This window comes from Deltaproteobacteria bacterium (assembly GCA_016235345.1).
GTDB lineage: Bacteria > Desulfobacterota > Desulfobacteria > Desulfobacterales > Desulfatibacillaceae > JACRLG01.
Genome location: JACRLG010000028.1, coordinates 273,978 through 290,493, shown reverse-complemented (window position 1 = coordinate 290,493; position 16,516 = coordinate 273,978). Strand labels below are relative to the sequence as shown.

The following is a 16,516-nucleotide window of genomic DNA, read 5'->3' as shown; positions in this document are numbered from 1 at the left end:
GGGTACTGCGGAATATTGATGAATGATTATGGATGGTTGAAGATATTTTGGAGGATGCGGCCACAATGCCTGCTAAAAATCAGCCGAACCCCGGCGGGGAAGGCCGATAAATGAAGACCGTCCGGTGCGGATTTTTTACTGCGGTCACTTTTCCCGGTCTTCGCCGTCTTCCACCCGGTAACGCCGGCAGCGGCCCTTGCAGACCGGAATCTTTTTCAGGCACAGGTCCTCGAAGACAAGGGCGCAACCAACGGTTTCATCCCCTCCGGGCATGAAACTGGGGCACCGGGGCCGGTCCACTATTTTTTCCAGCCTGCGGCTCCATATACGGGCCGCCGTGTCCGGGTCTATGTCGAACTGGTCAACCTGCAGAAGATAGTCGTCAAAGGCGCGCTCCCAGGCGCTCACTATGCGGCACCGCCACTTGGCGTGCCTGCCGGAGTTCTCCCCCAGCCCGGCCAGGCAGCGCCCCGAAACGTGATAAATGCACCGGTCGCCCGGAAGATATGAAACAAGGCCCATAAAAAAACTCACCCGCCGTTCTTGACGAACGGCCCCTGATTTGGGAAACTGTATGAAAAGGCGTTCAAAACACCGTTCCGTAGCCTTCGCACAAGGCATCGCCCAGCGCCGGAGGCGACCTCAATAATATAGCCAATCTTGTTAAACGCCATCGGGCCGATCGGTTCATCCGCCCTTTTGGCAGCGGTTTCCTGTTTTAAATATAACCGCAAAGGAAAAAATGACATGGAAAAAACAGTAACGGTAAAAGACATAATGATCCCGCTGGAACAATACTCCACGGTACGCGAGGACGCAACGCTTTCCGACGCGGTAAAGGCCCTCAAGGAGTCGCAGAAACTTCACGACCGCAACCACGACGCGCACAGGGCCATTCTGGTGGTGACCAAAAAGGACGGCCACGTGATAGGCAAGATAAGCCAGATGGACGTGATAAGAAGCCTTGAGCCCAGCTACGGGGCCATAATCGCAGGCCAGCCCCAGGTGGGCAGGGTGGGGTTTTCCAACAGGTTTTTAAAACTTCTGGCCGACGACTACAAGCTCTGGAAAGAGCCCCTGGCTGACATTTGCTCCAAGGCCAAAACCTTGCCCGTGACCCGGATAATGTACAAGCCCACTTCCGAATCGGAATTCGTGCACGAAAACGCCGCCATAGACGAGGCCATACACCAATTAGTGATGGGCCACCACAAAAGCCTTCTGGTGATCAGAAGGGGCCGCATAACGGGCATCCTGCGCCTTACCGACGTGTTTTCCTCCGTGGCGGAAATGCTCGCCTGAAAGCCTGTCTAAAAACGCGAACTGCTGTGTCAGGCTTCAAAGCGCGGGTCGGTCATATACGAACAGTATTATTCCTCCCCGCGCTTCTCGCCTTCCTTGCATTTCATCGTTTTTAGCCAGGCTTTACTTGTCGGCTTTTTTCGACAGAACCAATTGCAAAACCTTGCGTAAGTTGGGTGGTTCCGGGCCGAAGGCCCGGGTTCACCCAACAATTGCGGCATAGCACGATGTTGGGTGAACCGAAACGATGTGCAGAACCACCCAACCTACATCAAATTTGCCCTTCTTCCGAAAGCGCGAAATGGATGATCTTCTGGGCCACCCTGGCCGCAGTGTACTCTGAAACGCTGCTGCCGGGAAAGGCGCAAAGCTCCACCACGTCCGCCGCCACGACTCTTCGCCTCTTTCCCACAAGGCGTATGAGGGCGACAAGCTCCCGGTATGAAAGCCCGCCCGGCTCCGGGGTTCCGGTTCCGGGCATCACGGAAGGGTCCAGGCCGTCCAGGTCCACCGTAAGATAGACCTTCTCCGGCAGCCTCTCCACGGCCTCCTCCATCCACGACCCGTCCGAGCCCGCGATATGGTGGGCGAAAAACGGACGGTAGCCGGTTTCGGCCATGAAGGCAGCCTCAAGGGCGCAAAAGCTCCTGATTCCCACGGCAACGGAGGAAATCCCAAGGTCGCCGACTATCCGGCGCATGACGCAGGCGTGGTTGTAGACGCTGCCGTTCCAGGTGTGCCTGAGGTCCGTGTGGGCGTCTATCTGAAGCACCCCAAGGCCGGGATGTGCCCTTGCGGCGGCCCTTACCAGGGGAAAGGTTACGGCGTGGTCCCCGCCCAGGAAAAGGGGCCTCGTCCCCTTTCGGAAAATCCCTTCGGCTGCCCTGTCCAGAAACTCCACCATCCGGTCAGGCTCGCCGGGCACGTCCCAGGGCGGAAGCGTAAGCACCCCGATTTCCGGCCAGAATCGCCCGGTTTCCTCGTCCGTCATCTCCATCTGGCCGCTTGCGGAAAGAATGTGAAAGGGACCGTCAGCCGCCCCTTCGCCGTAGGAGGGGTTAGCCTCGTACGGAACGGGAACCACCGTCACGCGGGCCTTTTCCGGGTTTTCGGGCAGGGCTTCATCCCCGCCGAACGGGCCGAAAGGGGGAACCTTCTTCATCATCTCCTGTCCTTACAGCCTGTTGAAAAAATCAAATATCCATAACCGGCATTTTACGGACTTCTACTTGGCCGCCGGAAACGCATAGCGGCGGGCAAATCCATCGCCGTAAAACTTCTCGTAGGTCATTTTTTTGTACATGCCGGAATGAACGTATTTCAAAAGCGCCAGGAAGTGTTCGGGCGGGCGGTAGCCGGGGGAGGCCAGAAGCGATTTTCCGGCCTCATCGGTGAAAACGATGGTGGGATAGCCCCTCACCGCGTAAGTCCTCGTTAAGGCGGCCTCCTCGTCCCCGTCCAGCATCACGGGCAGGAAGTTGTCGTTCACGGCCTTTATGACGGCGGGGTTCTTGAAGGTTTCCCGGTCCATCTTTTTGCAGTATCCGCACCAGGTGGTGTAGAAACTCACCAGAACGGGCTTGCCGGTCTTTTTTGCCTGGGCCTTGGCCGCGTCCAAAGCCATCCAGTTTATTCCGCTTTCGGCGGAAACCTGGCTGCCGCCGCCGAGAAACAGGGCCAGGGCGAAAAAGGCCGCCGCCGCAAAGGAAAGCGCTCTCATTAAGGACTCCTTAGCAATTGGTGTGCAGGTAGCAAAAACAGCAAGAAACGCCCAATTTGGCTGGATGCAAAGCCTGGATGTCAATTTTCAAAAACGCGATGAAATGCCAAGGTTGGCAAGCGGGCGGCGGCGGCGCGTGCTTTATGCACGTGAGCACGACGCCCGCGAAGCCTGACACAGCAGTTCGCGTTTTTAGACAGGCTGTTATCCACCGTAGCCTTTGATGAACTCAATCCCCACATCCCATAACATCTGAAATGTCCCTTGGATGTATTTCAGGGAGTCGGTCAGAAGAATCACCCCCAACACAATCAAAAGAGCCCCGGCTACTATGTTTATGCCCCTCATGAACCGGGTGGCCCCCCTCAGAAAGGACAGGAGGGAGTGGGTGTACCAGGCCAGCACCAGGAAGGGAAGCCCCAGCCCCAGGGAATAGGCCGAAAGGAGCATCACCCCCTCGCCCACCCTGTCCTGGGTGGCCGCGATGGCCAGGACCGAGCCCAGAAACACGCCCACACACGGGCTCCAGCCGGCGGCGAAGGCCATGCCCACGAAAAAAAGGCCGATGACGTGGACCGGCCTTTTCGCTACATGGAGCTTCATTTCGCGGTTAAGAAAATTGATGGGCAAAAGCCCGGTTACGTGGATGCCCATTATTATGATGAAGACCCCGCCGCCCTTTCGGAGGACGGCCGCGTGGTCGGCGAGAAAGCCGCCAAGATAGGTGGCCGACGCGCCCATGATGATGAACACTGCGGAAAAGCCCAGCACGAAGGCGAAGGTTGCGGGCATGAGCTTCCTGCGGGCCGCCCTTCTATCCCCGTGAATCAGCTCCTCAAGGCTGGTTCCGGCCAGGAAGGTGAAATAGCCCGGAATGACCGGAAGTACGCAGGGGGTGAGAAAGGACACGAGCCCGTACATGAAGGCGGAAAAAATCGTCAGATTCTGGGCTGTGTCCATAACTGCAACCTCATATCATTAACATGCCGCCAAAAACGCGATCCGGCAGTGTTCGTGCATCAAAGCCAATTCCATCAAGTACTTTTACGCCTGCCTTCAATCTTTAACATTCCGTCGAGGCTGGTGAGCCTGGAGAAAAACGATGAAATGCAAGGAAGATTGAAGCGGGCGGGGAATAGTACTTGTCGTACATGACGACCAGCCCGCTTTGATCTGACACAGCAGTTCGCGTTTTTATACAGGCGTTCTCCGCTCATCCCGCCGCGCCGGACAGAACTGCGGCCCTGTGTTCGGCGGCGGAAATGGCGTCCAGGAAGGCTTCCTTCACGCCTGCGGAGAAAAGCACCTCGAAGGCCGCCTGGGTGGTGCCTCCGGGGGAGGTAACCCTGCGCCTCAGTTCCTGGGGGCTGTCATCGCCCTGCTCCAGAAGGAGCGAGGCCCCCTTGAGGGTCGCCACCACGAGAGCCCTGCCGTCTTCGGGGTCGAGTCCTAGATTCGCGGCGGCCTCCATCATGACTTCCGCCAGGAAGAACACGTAGGCCGGGCCGGAGCCGGACACGGCGGTCACGGCGTTTAACCTGTCCTCGGAAAATTCCCGCACGATTCCGGTTGTTTCCAGTATGGCCCTGGCAAGGGCCCGGTCGGCTTCTAAAACGTTCCCGTTCACCGCCATGCCGCTTGCCCCGGCGCTAACGAGGGCCGGGGTGTTGGGCATCACCCGCACTATGGCAAGGCGGCCAGCCGCGTCTTTGTCAAGGCCCCTTGACAGCACCGATTCGATGAGGGCTATGGGCACCCCGGCGGCTATGGAAAGCAACAGCTTGCGCCCGGAAAAGGCGGAAACCGGGGCCAGGGATTCCAGAACCCCTTTCATCTGCTGGGGCTTCACGGCCAGTATCACCGCGTCGCAGTAGTCGAAAAGCTCCCGGTTATCCTTGGCGGCATTCACGCCGTAAAGGTCTTTCACAAGTTTGAGGCGCTCTTCGGATACGTCAGTGGCCCTGATTTTGCCGCCGGAAACCCCGGCCTTCACAAGTGCGCCCATCATGGCCGCAGCCATGTTGCCCGCGCCTATGAACCCTATTTCAGCCTCGTTCAAAGTCATTTTCAAAGTCTCCCTCATTATGGCCCACAGCAAGTATCCGCATCCCGCTCCCTTTTGTCAACGGCTTTGGGGCGCAATATCCCCACCTGCCAATGCAAGGCCCTTTGAGGGCATTGAAGAAGAGGCCCGCTTGATGTATTCTTGCACGGCGGGCTTTCCTGCGCGGCTATTCCTAATCTGCCGGAGAAGGGCGACATGCGGATTCTCTTGGTTTACGTTCTGACGGAAAAGATAAACATGCCCGTACTGCCCCTGGGCACGGCCTGCCTGGCTGCGGCCCTGGAAAAGGCCGGGCACGAGTGCCTTTGCGTGAACGCCGGGCCGGGCTTTTCGGACGGCCTGAAATCCGCCGCCGCCTCTTTTTCGCCGGATGCGACAGGGGTTTCGGTGCGCAACGTGGACGACCAGAACCCTACGGCCCCGGTCTTTCTCATGGATCAGGCGCGGGACGTGGTGAGGGAGTTGAAGGCCCTTACGCGGGCTCCCGTCGTGGCGGGCGGGGCGGGCTTCACCATGTTCGCGAAAGAGGCCCTTGAGTATATCGGCGCGGATTACGGAGTTGCGGGAGAGGGAGAGACGGTCCTGCCGCGACTTCTCTCCTGCCTTGAAAACGGAGGGGACCCTTCGGAAATCCCCGGGGTCCTGGTGGCCGGAAAAGCCCGTGACTCCTCCATCACGGCGGAAAAGTGCCTGGATGCTTTTCCCCTGCCCCTTCCCGGCGTCCATCTCGCCGTTCCCGCCGACTGGCGCGGGCCGGAGCTTTTCGTTCCGGTACAGACAAGGCGGGGCTGCGCCATGGACTGCTCCTACTGCTCCACGGCCTCCATCGAAGGCCGGAGGCTCCGCCGCCGCTCGCCGCTTCTGGTGGCGGAAAACCTCGAAAAATTCGTCGAGGCGGGATTCGACCGGTTTTTTTTCGTGGACAACACTTTCAATCTTCCGCCCTCCTACGCCCACGCCCTGTGCGACGCCATCATCGACCGGGACCTTTCCATAGAGTGGCGGGCCATAGTCTATCCAAGAAGAATCAGGGAGGCCCTGGTTTTGAAAATGGCCAGGGCCGGATGCCGGGAAGTGAGCCTGGGTTTCGAGACCGGCTCGCCCTCCATGCTCAAGCGCTACAACAAGCGCTTCACCCTGGACGACATAAGGGAGGCCAGCCGCCTCTTCGCCCTTCACGGTGTGCGCCGCTTGGGCTTCCTTCTTTTGGGCGGCCCCGGCGAGACCCGGCAAACCGTGCTGGAAAGCCTGGATTTCGCCGACTCCCTTGCCCCCGAAGCCTTGAAGGTCACCTGCGGCGTCCGGGTCTATCCCGGGACCCTCCTGGAATCCCAGGCAAGGGCGGAGGGCTTTCTTCCCCCCGAAGGCGGCCTTCTTCACCCGGCCTTCTACCTCGCCCCCAACCTTTCCGGCTGGCTCCCGAAAACCGTCCGCAAGTGGGCCGAAACCCGCCCCTGGGTAATCCCGTCGTGAAGGCATTCGCCGATAAATGTTGGGTGAACCTGCGTTTACGCGCAGAACCACCCAACCTATGGAAAATCTTGGCTTTCCTCTTATCTGATCCGCCGCGAACAAGGCGCCTCTTGTGCTTCGCACCCCGGCAACCAGTTGCCAGGGCCACCCATATCAAGCCAACCTGCAAAAACAAATACTGCACCACCTACGATGAGCCGCAAGGCGCGGCCTTTCTCCACCTCAAATCCTCCGCGTGCGTAGGCGGTGTGAGGGCGATGAAATGCAAGGAAGGCGAGAAGGACGGGAAGGACGCGTACTAAAAGTACGCAACGCGCCGTCCGACGATGGCTGACACAGCAGGTCGCGCCCTCACGCCGCCTACGCCAACATGCCGCCGTCGCATGTTATGGAGGTTCCTGTCGTGTAGGACGAGGCGGAGGAGACGAGGTACAGCACCGCCCCGGCCATTTCCTCCGGCACGGCGTGGCGTCCCATGGGGATTTCCTTCACCGCGAAGCCGTACACGTCAGGGTTGTCGAAAAGGGCCTTTGCGAAGCTGGTCTTGGTGAGGCCGGGAAGAAGGGCGTTGACGCGGATGCCGCGCGGAGCCAGCTCCTTGGCCCAGGCCCTTGTCATGGAGATGATGGCGGCCTTTGTTATGGAGTAGACGCCCTGGTAGTAGGCCGGGCGCACGCCGTTCACCGAGCTCACGTTGACGATTGCCCCGCCGCCGTTTTTCTCCATGAGGGGCACGATTTTCTGTATGAGGAAGAAGGGGCCTTTCACGTTGACCTCGAAGGTCTTGTCCCAGGCGGATTCAGGGGCGGTGAGCATCTCGCCGAAATGGGGGTTGGTGGCGGCGTTGTTAACCAGGATGTCCAGGCGGCCCACCTCGGCTTCGATGCGCTTTACAAGGACTTCCACCTGATCGAGGTTTCCGGTGTGGCAGGCCATAACCAGGGCCTCGCCGCCTTGAGCCTTCACCTTTTCCGCCACTTCCTTTAAAGCGTCCTCCTTGCGGCTAACAAGGATGACCTTTGCGCCGTACTGGGAAAGGTTGAGGGCTATTGATTCACCTATGCCCCGGCTTGCCCCGGTCACCAGGGCAACCTTGCCTTTTAATGAAAAATCCACCATAATTTCCTCCTTTAGGTAAGCGCCCGTCTAAAAACGCGAATCGCTGTGTCACGCTTCAAAGGCAATTCCGTCACGTACTTTTAGTACGCTTACTCATTGCCTTCTCGCGTTCCTTGCGCTTCATCGTTTTTAGCCAGGCTTTGGTCAGACACTTTAGCTACCTTTTCAAACGCAATGTTAAGAAACCACATCCAGGTTCAAATGTCAACGAGCGTTCGCTTTTTTATTTGGGGCCGGAGGATAGGATGAAAAGGTTCGGGAGCTTTCTGGCGCTTGCGTCTCTCATCGTTGTTTTCGTTTTCGCGCACTCCTTTGCAAATGGCGGAAACGCTCCGGAAGGCGCGGGGGCGGGAGCGGAAAAGGCTCCGATCAGCCCGGCCACCGCCGAATGCCTGGGCTGCCACGAGTCGGTTCATCCGGGAATTGTCGCGGACTGGGAAAAAAGCCGCCACGCGCGGACCACGCCGAAAACCGCCCTTGCGGAAACCGAGATGCGCCGGAGGTTCTCGGCCAAGTCCGCACCCGAGGGAACCGGCGATTTTTCCGTGGGCTGCGCCGAATGCCACACCCAAAACCCATCATCGCACAAGGACACGGTAAGCCACAACGGTTACGAAATACACCCAGTGGTGACGCCTTCCGACTGTGCGGCCTGCCACCCTGAGGAAAAGGCCCAGTTCGGCGAAAACATAATGGCGAAAGCCGTTAAAAACCTTGGGGAAAACCCGGTTTACGCGGAATTGGTCAAGGCCGGTTCCGGGCCTTCAAGAACGAAGGACGGGAGGCTTTATTTCGATGCGCCTGAAAAACAGTCGTCGGACGGCGGCTGCTTTTCCTGCCACGGAACCAAGGTGACAGTGACGGGCCTTGAAACCCGCGACACCGATCTTGGGGAAATGGAGTTTCCAAGGCTTTCCGGCTGGCCCAACCAGGGCGTGGGGCGGGTGAACCCGGACGGCTCGGAAGGCTCCTGCGCCGCCTGCCACCCCAGGCACCGTTTCTCCACGGAATCCGCCCGAAGCCCCAAGACCTGCGGCCAGTGCCACACAGGCCCGGATGTTCCGGCGTACAAGGTTTATACCGCAAGCAAGCACGGAAACATCTTCGACGCCACGGGAAAAAACTGGAACATGGACGCCGTGCCCTGGGTCGTGGGCCGCGACTTTTCAGCGCCGACATGCGCGTCCTGCCACGTCAGCCTGGTTACGGACAGGGACGGAACGGTGATCGCAAAGCGCAGCCACAGAATGAACGACCGGCTGGAATACCGGCTTTTCGGGGTGATCTACGGCCACAGGCACCCGGTTTCGCCCGACACCACCATCATTCGAAACGCCGACGGCCTGCCTCTGGCCTGCGATTTTGAGGGACGCCCGGCCACGAATTTCCTGATTTCCGAAAAAGAGGCCAAGACCCGCAGGAAATCAATGTCCTCGGTCTGCGGGGCCTGCCACGCGACAGGCTGGACAGCCGGGCACTTTGACCGGCTGGACGCGACGGTTGCCGAAACCAACGCCGCCACCCTGGCCGCCACGGGCATCATGCGGCAGGCCTGGGAAAAGGGAATCTGCCGGGGCCTTGCCCAAAAATCCAATCCCTTTGACGAGCCTTTGGAGCGGAAGTGGACGAGAATCTGGCTCTTTTACGCCAATTCCACGCGATTTGCCGCAGCCATGGCCGGGGGCGGCGATTACGGGGTTTTCGCCGACGGCAGGTTTCAACTCAACGAGGCCCTGAGCAGCATGGCGGCCTCAATCAGGGAAACCGGTGAAAAACCGCAGGCTGCGGGAAAGAAACCATGAAAAGAAAACCGCTCATCTGGCATCTTTATCCCACCTACCTGTTCGTGGTGCTTCTCACTGCGGCGGCGGTGGCGGGTTACGCGGCCCACCTCGTGAAGGGCTCCTACGAGGCCCGCATGGAAACCGATCTTGCCGCCCGCACCGGGGCCGCCACCGCGCGTCTCGCACCGCTGTTGGATACCGGCGGAAACGCGGACGCCGCCTGCCGGGAGATTTCCGCTCTCACCCTCTGCCGGGTGACCCTCATCCTTCCCGACGGGCGGGTGACGGGCGATTCCAGCACCCCCTCCGGGCTCATGGAAAACCACGCAAACCGCCCCGAAGTGGCTGCGGCCATAAGCGGAAGGGACGCCACGGCCCGCCGCTACAGCGCCACCATAAAGTCCGATCTCATCTACGCGGCCCACCCGGTGATGAAGGACGGAAGGGTGAAGGGGGTGGTGCGCCTTGCCGTCTCCGTCGCCACGGTGGACAGGCCAGCCTCGGTGCTGGCCGGAAGAATGGCCTCAGCCGGGCTTCTCATCGCCCTTTTCGCCGCCCTGGTAAGCCTTCTTGCGGCGGTCATGGTAACGCGGCCCCTGCGAAAAATCCGCGACGGAGCGGAGCGCATGGGCGCGGGCGATACCAATTTCCGGCTCGATCCTCCGTCCTCGAAGGAACTGGCCCTCCTTGCCGAAACCTTGAACCGCACGGCGGATGAGGTCACAAGCCGAATAAGGGAGGTCACCCGGCAGAGAAACGAGCTGGACGCGGTCCTAACAAGCATGGCCGAAGGGGTTATAGCCGTTGACCGGAACGGGGCGATAATGAGGGTCAACCGGGCCGCTGCGCGGATTCTGGGGCGGCCTTCCGGGGATTACCCCGGCCTTGCCGTCTCATCGGTTTTAAGGAACCGGAATTTCGAGGAATTCCTGGCAAGAGCCTTAAAGAGTGAAGCCCCTTTGGAGGAAACCATCCAGCTCGCCGCCACCGGTCAAACCCTGCTTCTGCGCAGTGCGGCGCTTTCGGACCCCGACGGCGCGGCCCAAGGAATACTGGTGGTGATGCTGGACGTGACCCAACTGAAGGCCCTGGAGCGGGTGCGCCAGGACTTCGCCGCCAACGCCTCCCACGAGATACGCACCCCCCTTGCCGCCATAAAAGGGGCGGTGGAGACCCTTCTCCACGGCGGGGGCCTCTCCGACCCGGCCACGGCCCGGCGCTTCCTTGAAATGGCCGAAAAGCACGCCGAGCGCCTCACGGCCCTTGTGGCCGACCTTCTCACAATATCCCGCCTGGACCACGCAAAAACCGCCGCCGATGGCCCGGAGAAAAAGCCCGTCCCGGTGCAACGCGTTCTGCTGACAGCGGCGGACTCCTGCGCCGAAAAGGCCAGGGCGGGGCGGATGACCGTTAACATTGACTGCCCGGATGACTTAACGGCCCCGATGGACGAGGTCTTAATGGAGCAGGCAGTGGCTAACCTTCTTGATAACGCCGTGAAATACGCCGCCCCCGGTACGGAAATAAGCCTTGAAGCCGGTCTTTCGGAGGGTTTTGTGGAAATCAGGGTCAAAGACCTTGGGCCGGGCATGGCCAAAGAGCATCTTGACCGGATTTTCGAGCGCTTCTACCGGGTGGACAAAGGCCGGGACCGCTCCGCCGGGGGCACCGGCTTGGGGCTTGCCATAGTGAAGCACATAGCCCTGGTCCACGGTGGAAGCGTCAGGGCCGAAAGCTCCCTGGGCCTTGGGAGCAGGTTCACGATACGGATTCCGGCATAACAGGCCGACGGACCTTAGCAGAACGATCATTTTCTAAAGAAGCTTTTTGGGTGCGTCCCGTTTCAGGCAGGGGCCATCCTTATCGGCGAAGGGCCGGAACTCGAACACCGTTGAATTGTTTTGGACAACCCGGATCGTGTACGGCAGGCCCAGGGTTTGGGTGAGATGATAAAAGGCCATGTATTCGGCCAAATCCTCGGCCCAGTTCTGGGTGGCGTAGAGGGATGCGAAGGGGGTCCGGGCCAGGGCCGCGTAAACTTCCTCCGCCTTGGAAAGAGGAAGTCCCGGGCCTTTGCCCATGCCGTAAAATCTCACCTTGCCTGTGTAAGGCCAGGCCGCGCCATCTTTTGGAGCCGCGTAATCAGCCCAGGCTCCATCGGCGAAACCGGAGGCGCGTTCGGGCTTGCCTTCCAGTTCCCACAGGGCGGGTTCAACGTAGGGCGTGAAGTTTTCGGCGTAATCCGCCGCGTGGGTGGCCTCATGCAGCAGAATCCATGTAAGGGCCGAAGCGGAAGGGCCGCAGTCAACCGTTATTTTCACCTTGCCCGTGTCAGGTACAAAGGCGCTCGTTTCCTTTAGGGTCAGCCAGTCGGAAAGATTTTCCTTCAAGACCTTGGAGTTTAGGACCATAAAGGAAAAGACCCGGCCCCGTCCGTCCAAAACGAATTCCGTGTAGCCGCTGCCCAGAAAGCCGTCCACGAAATACAGTCCCAAAAGCCGCTCTCTCAATATGGTTTTATAACCGGACGGAAGAAGGTCCAGGTTCGTTTTGACCAGGGCTCGCTCTTTTTCCGAAAAAACATGGGCCGCGTAATCGGGCCGCTCGTCCATTTTCCTCAGGTAATCCAGCACGAAATCCGGCGGATCGCAGACCCGGCCAGCCAGGGGGGTTCCGGCATCGAATTGGTACAGGGAAAAATCGAGCGCGGGGGTTTTTGCCCGCTCGGCCCTTTTGGCGTTAAAAGCCAGGGGCGCGCAGGCGACCATCGAGGCAACGGCCAGGATAAGCAGCTTATTCAATCTCATGGTCCCCCCCTTTGAGTACTGCAAATGGCTTGTGCTCTCACCTCACCTCGAAATCCACCGTGAGGGTCTTTTCGGTTTTGCCGGTGGGCCTTCGGACAGAGGCGGAAACCGCGTGCCTGCCCTTTTTAACCTGCCAGGAAAAGCGGCTTCCCTTGGAGCGGAAAACCGCGCCGTCGATGTTCCACGCAACAGGCTCGGCGGGCTTCACCCCTGAAAGCCTGAAATCGTAGAATTCCAGTTGATCGGGGATTCGCGGATCCTCGGCTATTTTCAGGCCGTCAAAGGGCCGGTCGAGGCTTATGCCTTCAGGATCGAAAGGCTTTCCCGAAAAGGCGGAGGAGGGCCTCGCCCTGCCGGGAACTGCTGCGGGGGCGGCCTTTACGGCGTTCTCCCCGCCGTCCCCTGCCCCGGAAGAATCCCGGCCTTTCGCGGATGCCGCCAGGGGCCGGGTGTCGCCGCCTTCGGCAAGGCGCGCGAAAACCGCCCGCAGCACAAGCCCAGGCCCCACGCTTCCGGTCACCCTCTGCATGGGCTTCCTTGAAAGGTTTCCCATCCACACGCCCGCCGTGTAGCGGAAGTTGTAGCCCATTGCCCAGGAATCGTGATAGTCGGAGGACGTCCCGGTCTTGACCGCCGTCTCCACCGGAAATTCCAGCACCCCGCCGCTTCCGAACTCGCGGGTCCGCGCGTTGGGGTCCGAGAGGATGAGCGCGATATCTTCCGCAGCCTTTTGGGAAAAGACCCTGCGAGCCGCCCCGCGCGCCCTTCCAGAAACCGTTACAAGGGGCCGGAACTCGCCCATGCGCCCAAGGGCCGCGTAGGCCGAAACCATCTGCCACAGGGAGACTTCGCCGTCGCCTAATACCAGGCCCGCGCCGTAGTAGAGGGCGTCCCCGGACAGATCCGAAAAGCCTATGCTTTTCAGCGCGGCCAGAAAATCCCCCACCCCCGTGAACTGAACGGTCTTGATGGCCGGGATGTTCAAGGAGTTTCCAAGAGCCTCCCTTAGCGTCAGCGGCCCGTAATGGGTGCGGCTGTAGTTTTTGAACCGGTGGATTCCCCGTCCCACCTTCTCGCTCATGGGCTCGTCCACTATGATGGTTTCCGGGGTCCAGCCCCTTTCCAGGGCCAGGGCGTAGGCAAAGGGCTTTAAAGCCGAGCCCGGCTGCCGGAGAGCCGTCACCGCGTCCATCCTGGCGGAGGGCGCGTTTTCATCCTCGCCGTTGCCGGAGACCACGTAGGCCAGGACCTCGCTGGTTTCATGGTCCGCCACCAGAAGCGCCGCGTTTCCCACGTCCCGCGAAGCAAGCCTTGCCACGCTTTGGTCCAGGAGCTTCTGGCAGAAGTCCTGGAGCCCGGAATCCAGGGTGGTCCGGATTTCCGTCGCCTTGCCGCGCGTGGGAGGATTTTCCCCAAGCACCCGTTCGGCGAAATGAAAGGCCGAGACAGAAAGCCCCGGAAAGGCCGGGGAGAGAACTTCCGATTCCGCCTGCCCAGCCTCATCTTCCGTAAGAAGCCCGGCCCTTTTCATGGCGGAAGCGAGGCGCGCTATGGCGGCGTCAGCGGCAGCCGGGTTCCTGTGGGGCGAGAGCCTTGACGGCGACCGGGCCATGACGGCCAGGGCCAGGCTTTCCTTCACCGAAAGGGTCGCAAGGTCGCGGTTGAAGTAGAAACGGGCCGCCTGGGCCACTCCCCGGCGGTTCCCGGCAAAGGGCACCTCGTTCAAATAAAACTCCAGGATTTCAGCCTTGGAGGAGGATTTTTCCATGCGCCCCGCCTCGAAGGCGTATAGCCAGCGGCTCCACAGGCCCCTTGGCCTGGGGTTCACGAGCCGGGCGGTCTGCTCGGTGATGGTGGAGGCCCCCCGCACGACCTTTAACGCCAGCAGATTCTGAAACGCGGCATTGAACCGGGCCGCCCAGTCCGCTCCCTTGTGCGAATAAAAGCGGCGGTCCTCGGCCATTATGAAGGCCTGCTGCAAAAGCTGCGGAATTTCATGCAGATACGCGTAATCGTGGATGTTATAGGAGTTCCTGTAAGTGGTTGAAAGGGGGATTCCGAACCTGTCCAGCACCCTTAGCTTTTCCACCCCGCCGAAAACGGACGAAAGGGGTCGGGGCGGGTCTTTCAAATCGCGCGCGGTGGCCAACCAGAGAAGGGCGGACAGGGCCAGGACCGCCCCAGCCGCGAAAATCAATGCGGCTCGAAACCGGAAAAACCGCAGCCGGAAAATTTTTGAAGCTACCTTCATCGGTATTTGCCTTGAATCCTTCACCGGGTTTTTATATTATCCAACATTCACTGGCGGCGGGAGAATTTCCGGGCGGCCCGCCCGCCCCAGGAATTTTGCCCGGAAGATACCGGATCAGCAAGGATAGAGCATAATGTCATCCAGCATGGGGAAGTACGCCCACGACAGGGTTTTCGGAATCGACCTCGGCACCACCTTTTCCTCCATCGCCTACGTCAACGACTTCGGCATCCCGAAAATCGTCCGCAACCGTGAGGGCCATCATACCACCCCCTCGGTGGTTTGGATAGACGGCATAAACGTCCGGGTGGGCCTGGCCGCCGTGGAGGCCGCCAAGGAATACCCGGAAAACGTGGTGAGCTACGTCAAGCGCTCCATCAACGACCCGGGGTTCCGCTTCGAGAACTGCGGTCGCGCCTTTTCCGTGGAGGAGATATCAAGCTTCATTCTAAGGAAGCTGGTACAGGACGCCCAAGAGCAGGTGGGATGCAGGATCAAAAACGTGGTGATCACCTGCCCGGCCTATTTCGGCATAAACGAGCGCGAGAGCGTGCGCCTTGCCGGGGAAATCGCGGGGCTCACCGTGCGCCAGATAATCAGCGAGCCCACTGCGGCGGCCATAGCCTACGGAGCCGCCGAGATGCAGGAGCCCAAGAAGATCGTGGTCTACGACCTGGGTGGCGGCACCTTCGACATAACCATGATCGACATAAGGCCCAAGTCCATCAAGGTCATCGGCACGGGCGGAGACCCAAGGCTCGGAGGCAAGGACTGGAACGACCGCATGATGGAGTTCGTGGCCGAGGAATTCTACAAGGACACCGGCCTCGATCCCGTGGAATACAACATTCTGGACGATTATGCCACCCACTGGGACATACACGACCAGGTGGAAAAGGCCAAGAAATCCTTCGTCAACAGCCAGAAGGCCAAAATCGGCTTCTCCTACCTTGAAAAGGATTTCGGGATCGAGCTTTCCCGCGACATCTTCAACGCCATAACCAAGGACCTCATCCACAGGACCTTGAACATCACAAGCGGAATGCTCAAAGACGCCCGGAAAAAGGGTTACACCCGCTTCGACGAGATAATCCTGGTGGGGGGAAGCTCATACCTGGGGCAGGTGGCCAAGGGCATAACCGACAAGTTCGGCATAGAGCCCAAGCTCTACCACCCTGAGGAGGCCATAGCGCGGGGCGCGGCCATCTTCGGCTGGAAGCTCTTTCTCCGCGACCGCATGGTGGAGCGCATCTCCAAAAAGGTGGATATAAAGATGGACTTGGGGGAGTTGGCCGACAACCTGGAAAAGGTTGCCAGAAAGGCCGAGTCCAAGATGCCCTCCCTTGACGACCTCGACGGCCACCTGGAGCTTACCCTTGACGCCTCCTGGGACCCCACGGACAGGGGCGAGAAGATCAGGAGCGCCAAGAAGACCCTGGACGAGGAACTTTCGGACATCGACATAGACGTGCCCGTGCAGGTGATAGAGGAGTCGGTGAAGGAGGTGGCCGAGGACACCGGCTACGCCGTGGCCGCCGTTCGCAACTCCATGATGGAAATCCAGGACGTGGTGTGCAAGTCCATGGGCTTTCTCACCAAGGCCAAGGACGGCCACGAGACGGTCTTTATCGTCATCCCCAAGAACAGGGTTCTTCCGGCAATGGGCGAGAAGATTTTTTCCACCTCGGTCCCGAACCAGAAGGGCATCCAGTTGCGGCTCGTTGAAAGCGAGGAGGACGACGAGTGGGTGGCGGTGGAGCAGACGGCGGAAATAGGCCGGGCCTGGGTGGTGCTGCCCCCCGATCTTCCGGCCAAAACCGTGCTTAGGATCACCTTTTCCCTCAACAAGGAGGGGCGTCTTTCCATGACCGCCACGGAAAAATACAAGGGCCGCAAGATAGGTTTCGTCATAAAGACCACCTCCGTCATAAGCGGCGAGGACCTGGCCACAGCCAAGGCGCGCCGGGACTCAATGATGGTGAGCTAGTCGCCTGC

General features: G+C 59.9%; 13 protein-coding genes. 5 read left to right on the top strand and 8 right to left on the bottom strand.

The annotated features are described in order from the left end of the window. Nucleotides 1-144 precede the first annotated feature (144 nt). Nucleotides 145-522: a hypothetical protein gene (locus HZB23_14915; GenBank protein MBI5845949.1), complete on the bottom strand. Its 378-nt coding sequence runs from the start codon at nt 520-522 to the stop codon at nt 145-147. 225 nt (nt 523-747) lie between these two features. Between HZB23_14915 and HZB23_14910 the strand changes: the two genes are divergently transcribed. After that, nucleotides 748-1,302, top strand: coding sequence for a CBS domain-containing protein (locus HZB23_14910; protein ID MBI5845948.1), 555 nt, complete (start codon nt 748-750; stop codon nt 1,300-1,302). A gap of 271 nt (nt 1,303-1,573) precedes the next feature. On the opposite strand, the gene speB is transcribed toward HZB23_14910, so the two are convergent. The 4 genes from speB to HZB23_14890 all read right to left on the bottom strand — a co-directional run bounded on the left by speB (nt 1,574) and on the right by HZB23_14890 (nt 5,087). Further along, entirely contained in the window at nt 1,574-2,464 is an 891-nt protein-coding gene (gene speB / locus HZB23_14905; GenBank protein ID MBI5845947.1) for an agmatinase, read from the bottom strand. A 63-nt stretch (nt 2,465-2,527) separates the two neighbouring features. Then, nucleotides 2,528-3,022: a thioredoxin family protein gene (locus tag HZB23_14900; GenBank protein MBI5845946.1), complete on the bottom strand. Its 495-nt coding sequence runs from the start codon at nt 3,020-3,022 to the stop codon at nt 2,528-2,530. Nucleotides 3,023-3,226: 204 nt separating this feature from the next. Further along, nucleotides 3,227-3,982 carry a cytochrome c biogenesis protein CcdA gene (locus tag HZB23_14895; protein ID MBI5845945.1) on the bottom strand — a complete coding sequence of 252 codons (756 nt, stop codon included), beginning with the start codon at nt 3,980-3,982 and terminating at the stop codon, nt 3,227-3,229. A 253-nt stretch (nt 3,983-4,235) separates the two neighbouring features. Next, nucleotides 4,236-5,087 carry a pyrroline-5-carboxylate reductase gene (locus tag HZB23_14890; protein ID MBI5845944.1) on the bottom strand — a complete coding sequence of 284 codons (852 nt, stop codon included), beginning with the start codon at nt 5,085-5,087 and terminating at the stop codon, nt 4,236-4,238. Nucleotides 5,088-5,282: 195 nt separating this feature from the next. On the opposite strand from HZB23_14890, the gene HZB23_14885 reads away from it, so the two are divergent. Next, complete coding sequence (locus HZB23_14885; protein MBI5845943.1) at nt 5,283-6,560, top strand: radical SAM protein; 1,278 nt, start codon at nt 5,283-5,285, stop codon at nt 6,558-6,560. Nucleotides 6,561-6,920: 360 nt separating this feature from the next. Here the strand turns inward: HZB23_14885 and HZB23_14880 are convergent, their stop codons facing one another. Beyond that, a complete protein-coding gene (locus HZB23_14880; protein ID MBI5845942.1) occupies nt 6,921-7,679 on the bottom strand; it encodes an SDR family oxidoreductase in 759 nt (252 codons plus the stop codon). Nucleotides 7,680-7,924: 245 nt separating this feature from the next. On the opposite strand from HZB23_14880, the gene HZB23_14875 reads away from it, so the two are divergent. After that, nucleotides 7,925-9,481, top strand: coding sequence for a hydroxylamine oxidase (locus tag HZB23_14875; GenBank protein ID MBI5845941.1), 1,557 nt, complete (start codon nt 7,925-7,927; stop codon nt 9,479-9,481). Continuing rightward, the gene (locus HZB23_14870; GenBank protein MBI5845940.1) at nt 9,478-11,244 is read left to right on the top strand and encodes a PAS domain-containing protein; all 1,767 of its coding nucleotides are present in this window, start codon (nt 9,478-9,480) and stop codon (nt 11,242-11,244) included. The genes HZB23_14875 and HZB23_14870 overlap by 4 nt, the downstream gene beginning before the upstream one ends. Before the next feature lie 33 nt (nt 11,245-11,277). Here the strand turns inward: HZB23_14870 and HZB23_14865 are convergent, their stop codons facing one another. Next, nucleotides 11,278-12,270 carry a hypothetical protein gene (locus HZB23_14865; protein MBI5845939.1) on the bottom strand — a complete coding sequence of 331 codons (993 nt, stop codon included), beginning with the start codon at nt 12,268-12,270 and terminating at the stop codon, nt 11,278-11,280. Between the two features lie 37 nt (nt 12,271-12,307). Continuing rightward, entirely contained in the window at nt 12,308-14,521 is a 2,214-nt protein-coding gene (locus tag HZB23_14860) for a transglycosylase domain-containing protein (protein MBI5845938.1), read from the bottom strand. Nucleotides 14,522-14,654: 133 nt separating this feature from the next. Between HZB23_14860 and HZB23_14855 the strand changes: the two genes are divergently transcribed. Next, nucleotides 14,655-16,508 carry an Hsp70 family protein gene (locus HZB23_14855; protein MBI5845937.1) on the top strand — a complete coding sequence of 618 codons (1,854 nt, stop codon included), beginning with the start codon at nt 14,655-14,657 and terminating at the stop codon, nt 16,506-16,508. Nucleotides 16,509-16,516 lie beyond the last annotated feature (8 nt).

Bases quoted from the DNA above. Each gene is read 5' to 3' on its own strand.
- HZB23_14885 (MBI5845943.1), top strand. From the start codon at position 5,283: ATGCGGATTCTCTTGGTTTACGTTCTGACGGAAAAGATAAACATGCCC.
- HZB23_14915 (MBI5845949.1), bottom strand. From the start codon at position 522: ATGGGCCTTGTTTCATATCTTCCGGGCGACCGGTGCATTTATCACGTT.
- speB (MBI5845947.1), bottom strand. From the start codon at position 2,464: ATGAAGAAGGTTCCCCCTTTCGGCCCGTTCGGCGGGGATGAAGCCCTG.
- HZB23_14890 (MBI5845944.1), bottom strand. From the start codon at position 5,087: ATGACTTTGAACGAGGCTGAAATAGGGTTCATAGGCGCGGGCAACATG.
- HZB23_14870 (MBI5845940.1), top strand. From the start codon at position 9,478: ATGAAAAGAAAACCGCTCATCTGGCATCTTTATCCCACCTACCTGTTC.
- HZB23_14895 (MBI5845945.1), bottom strand. From the start codon at position 3,982: ATGGACACAGCCCAGAATCTGACGATTTTTTCCGCCTTCATGTACGGG.
- HZB23_14860 (MBI5845938.1), bottom strand. From the start codon at position 14,521: ATGAAGGTAGCTTCAAAAATTTTCCGGCTGCGGTTTTTCCGGTTTCGA.
- HZB23_14865 (MBI5845939.1), bottom strand. From the start codon at position 12,270: ATGAGATTGAATAAGCTGCTTATCCTGGCCGTTGCCTCGATGGTCGCC.
- HZB23_14910 (MBI5845948.1), top strand. From the start codon at position 748: ATGGAAAAAACAGTAACGGTAAAAGACATAATGATCCCGCTGGAACAA.
- HZB23_14875 (MBI5845941.1), top strand. From the start codon at position 7,925: ATGAAAAGGTTCGGGAGCTTTCTGGCGCTTGCGTCTCTCATCGTTGTT.
- HZB23_14855 (MBI5845937.1), top strand. From the start codon at position 14,655: ATGTCATCCAGCATGGGGAAGTACGCCCACGACAGGGTTTTCGGAATC.
- HZB23_14880 (MBI5845942.1), bottom strand. From the start codon at position 7,679: ATGGTGGATTTTTCATTAAAAGGCAAGGTTGCCCTGGTGACCGGGGCA.
- HZB23_14900 (MBI5845946.1), bottom strand. From the start codon at position 3,022: ATGAGAGCGCTTTCCTTTGCGGCGGCGGCCTTTTTCGCCCTGGCCCTG.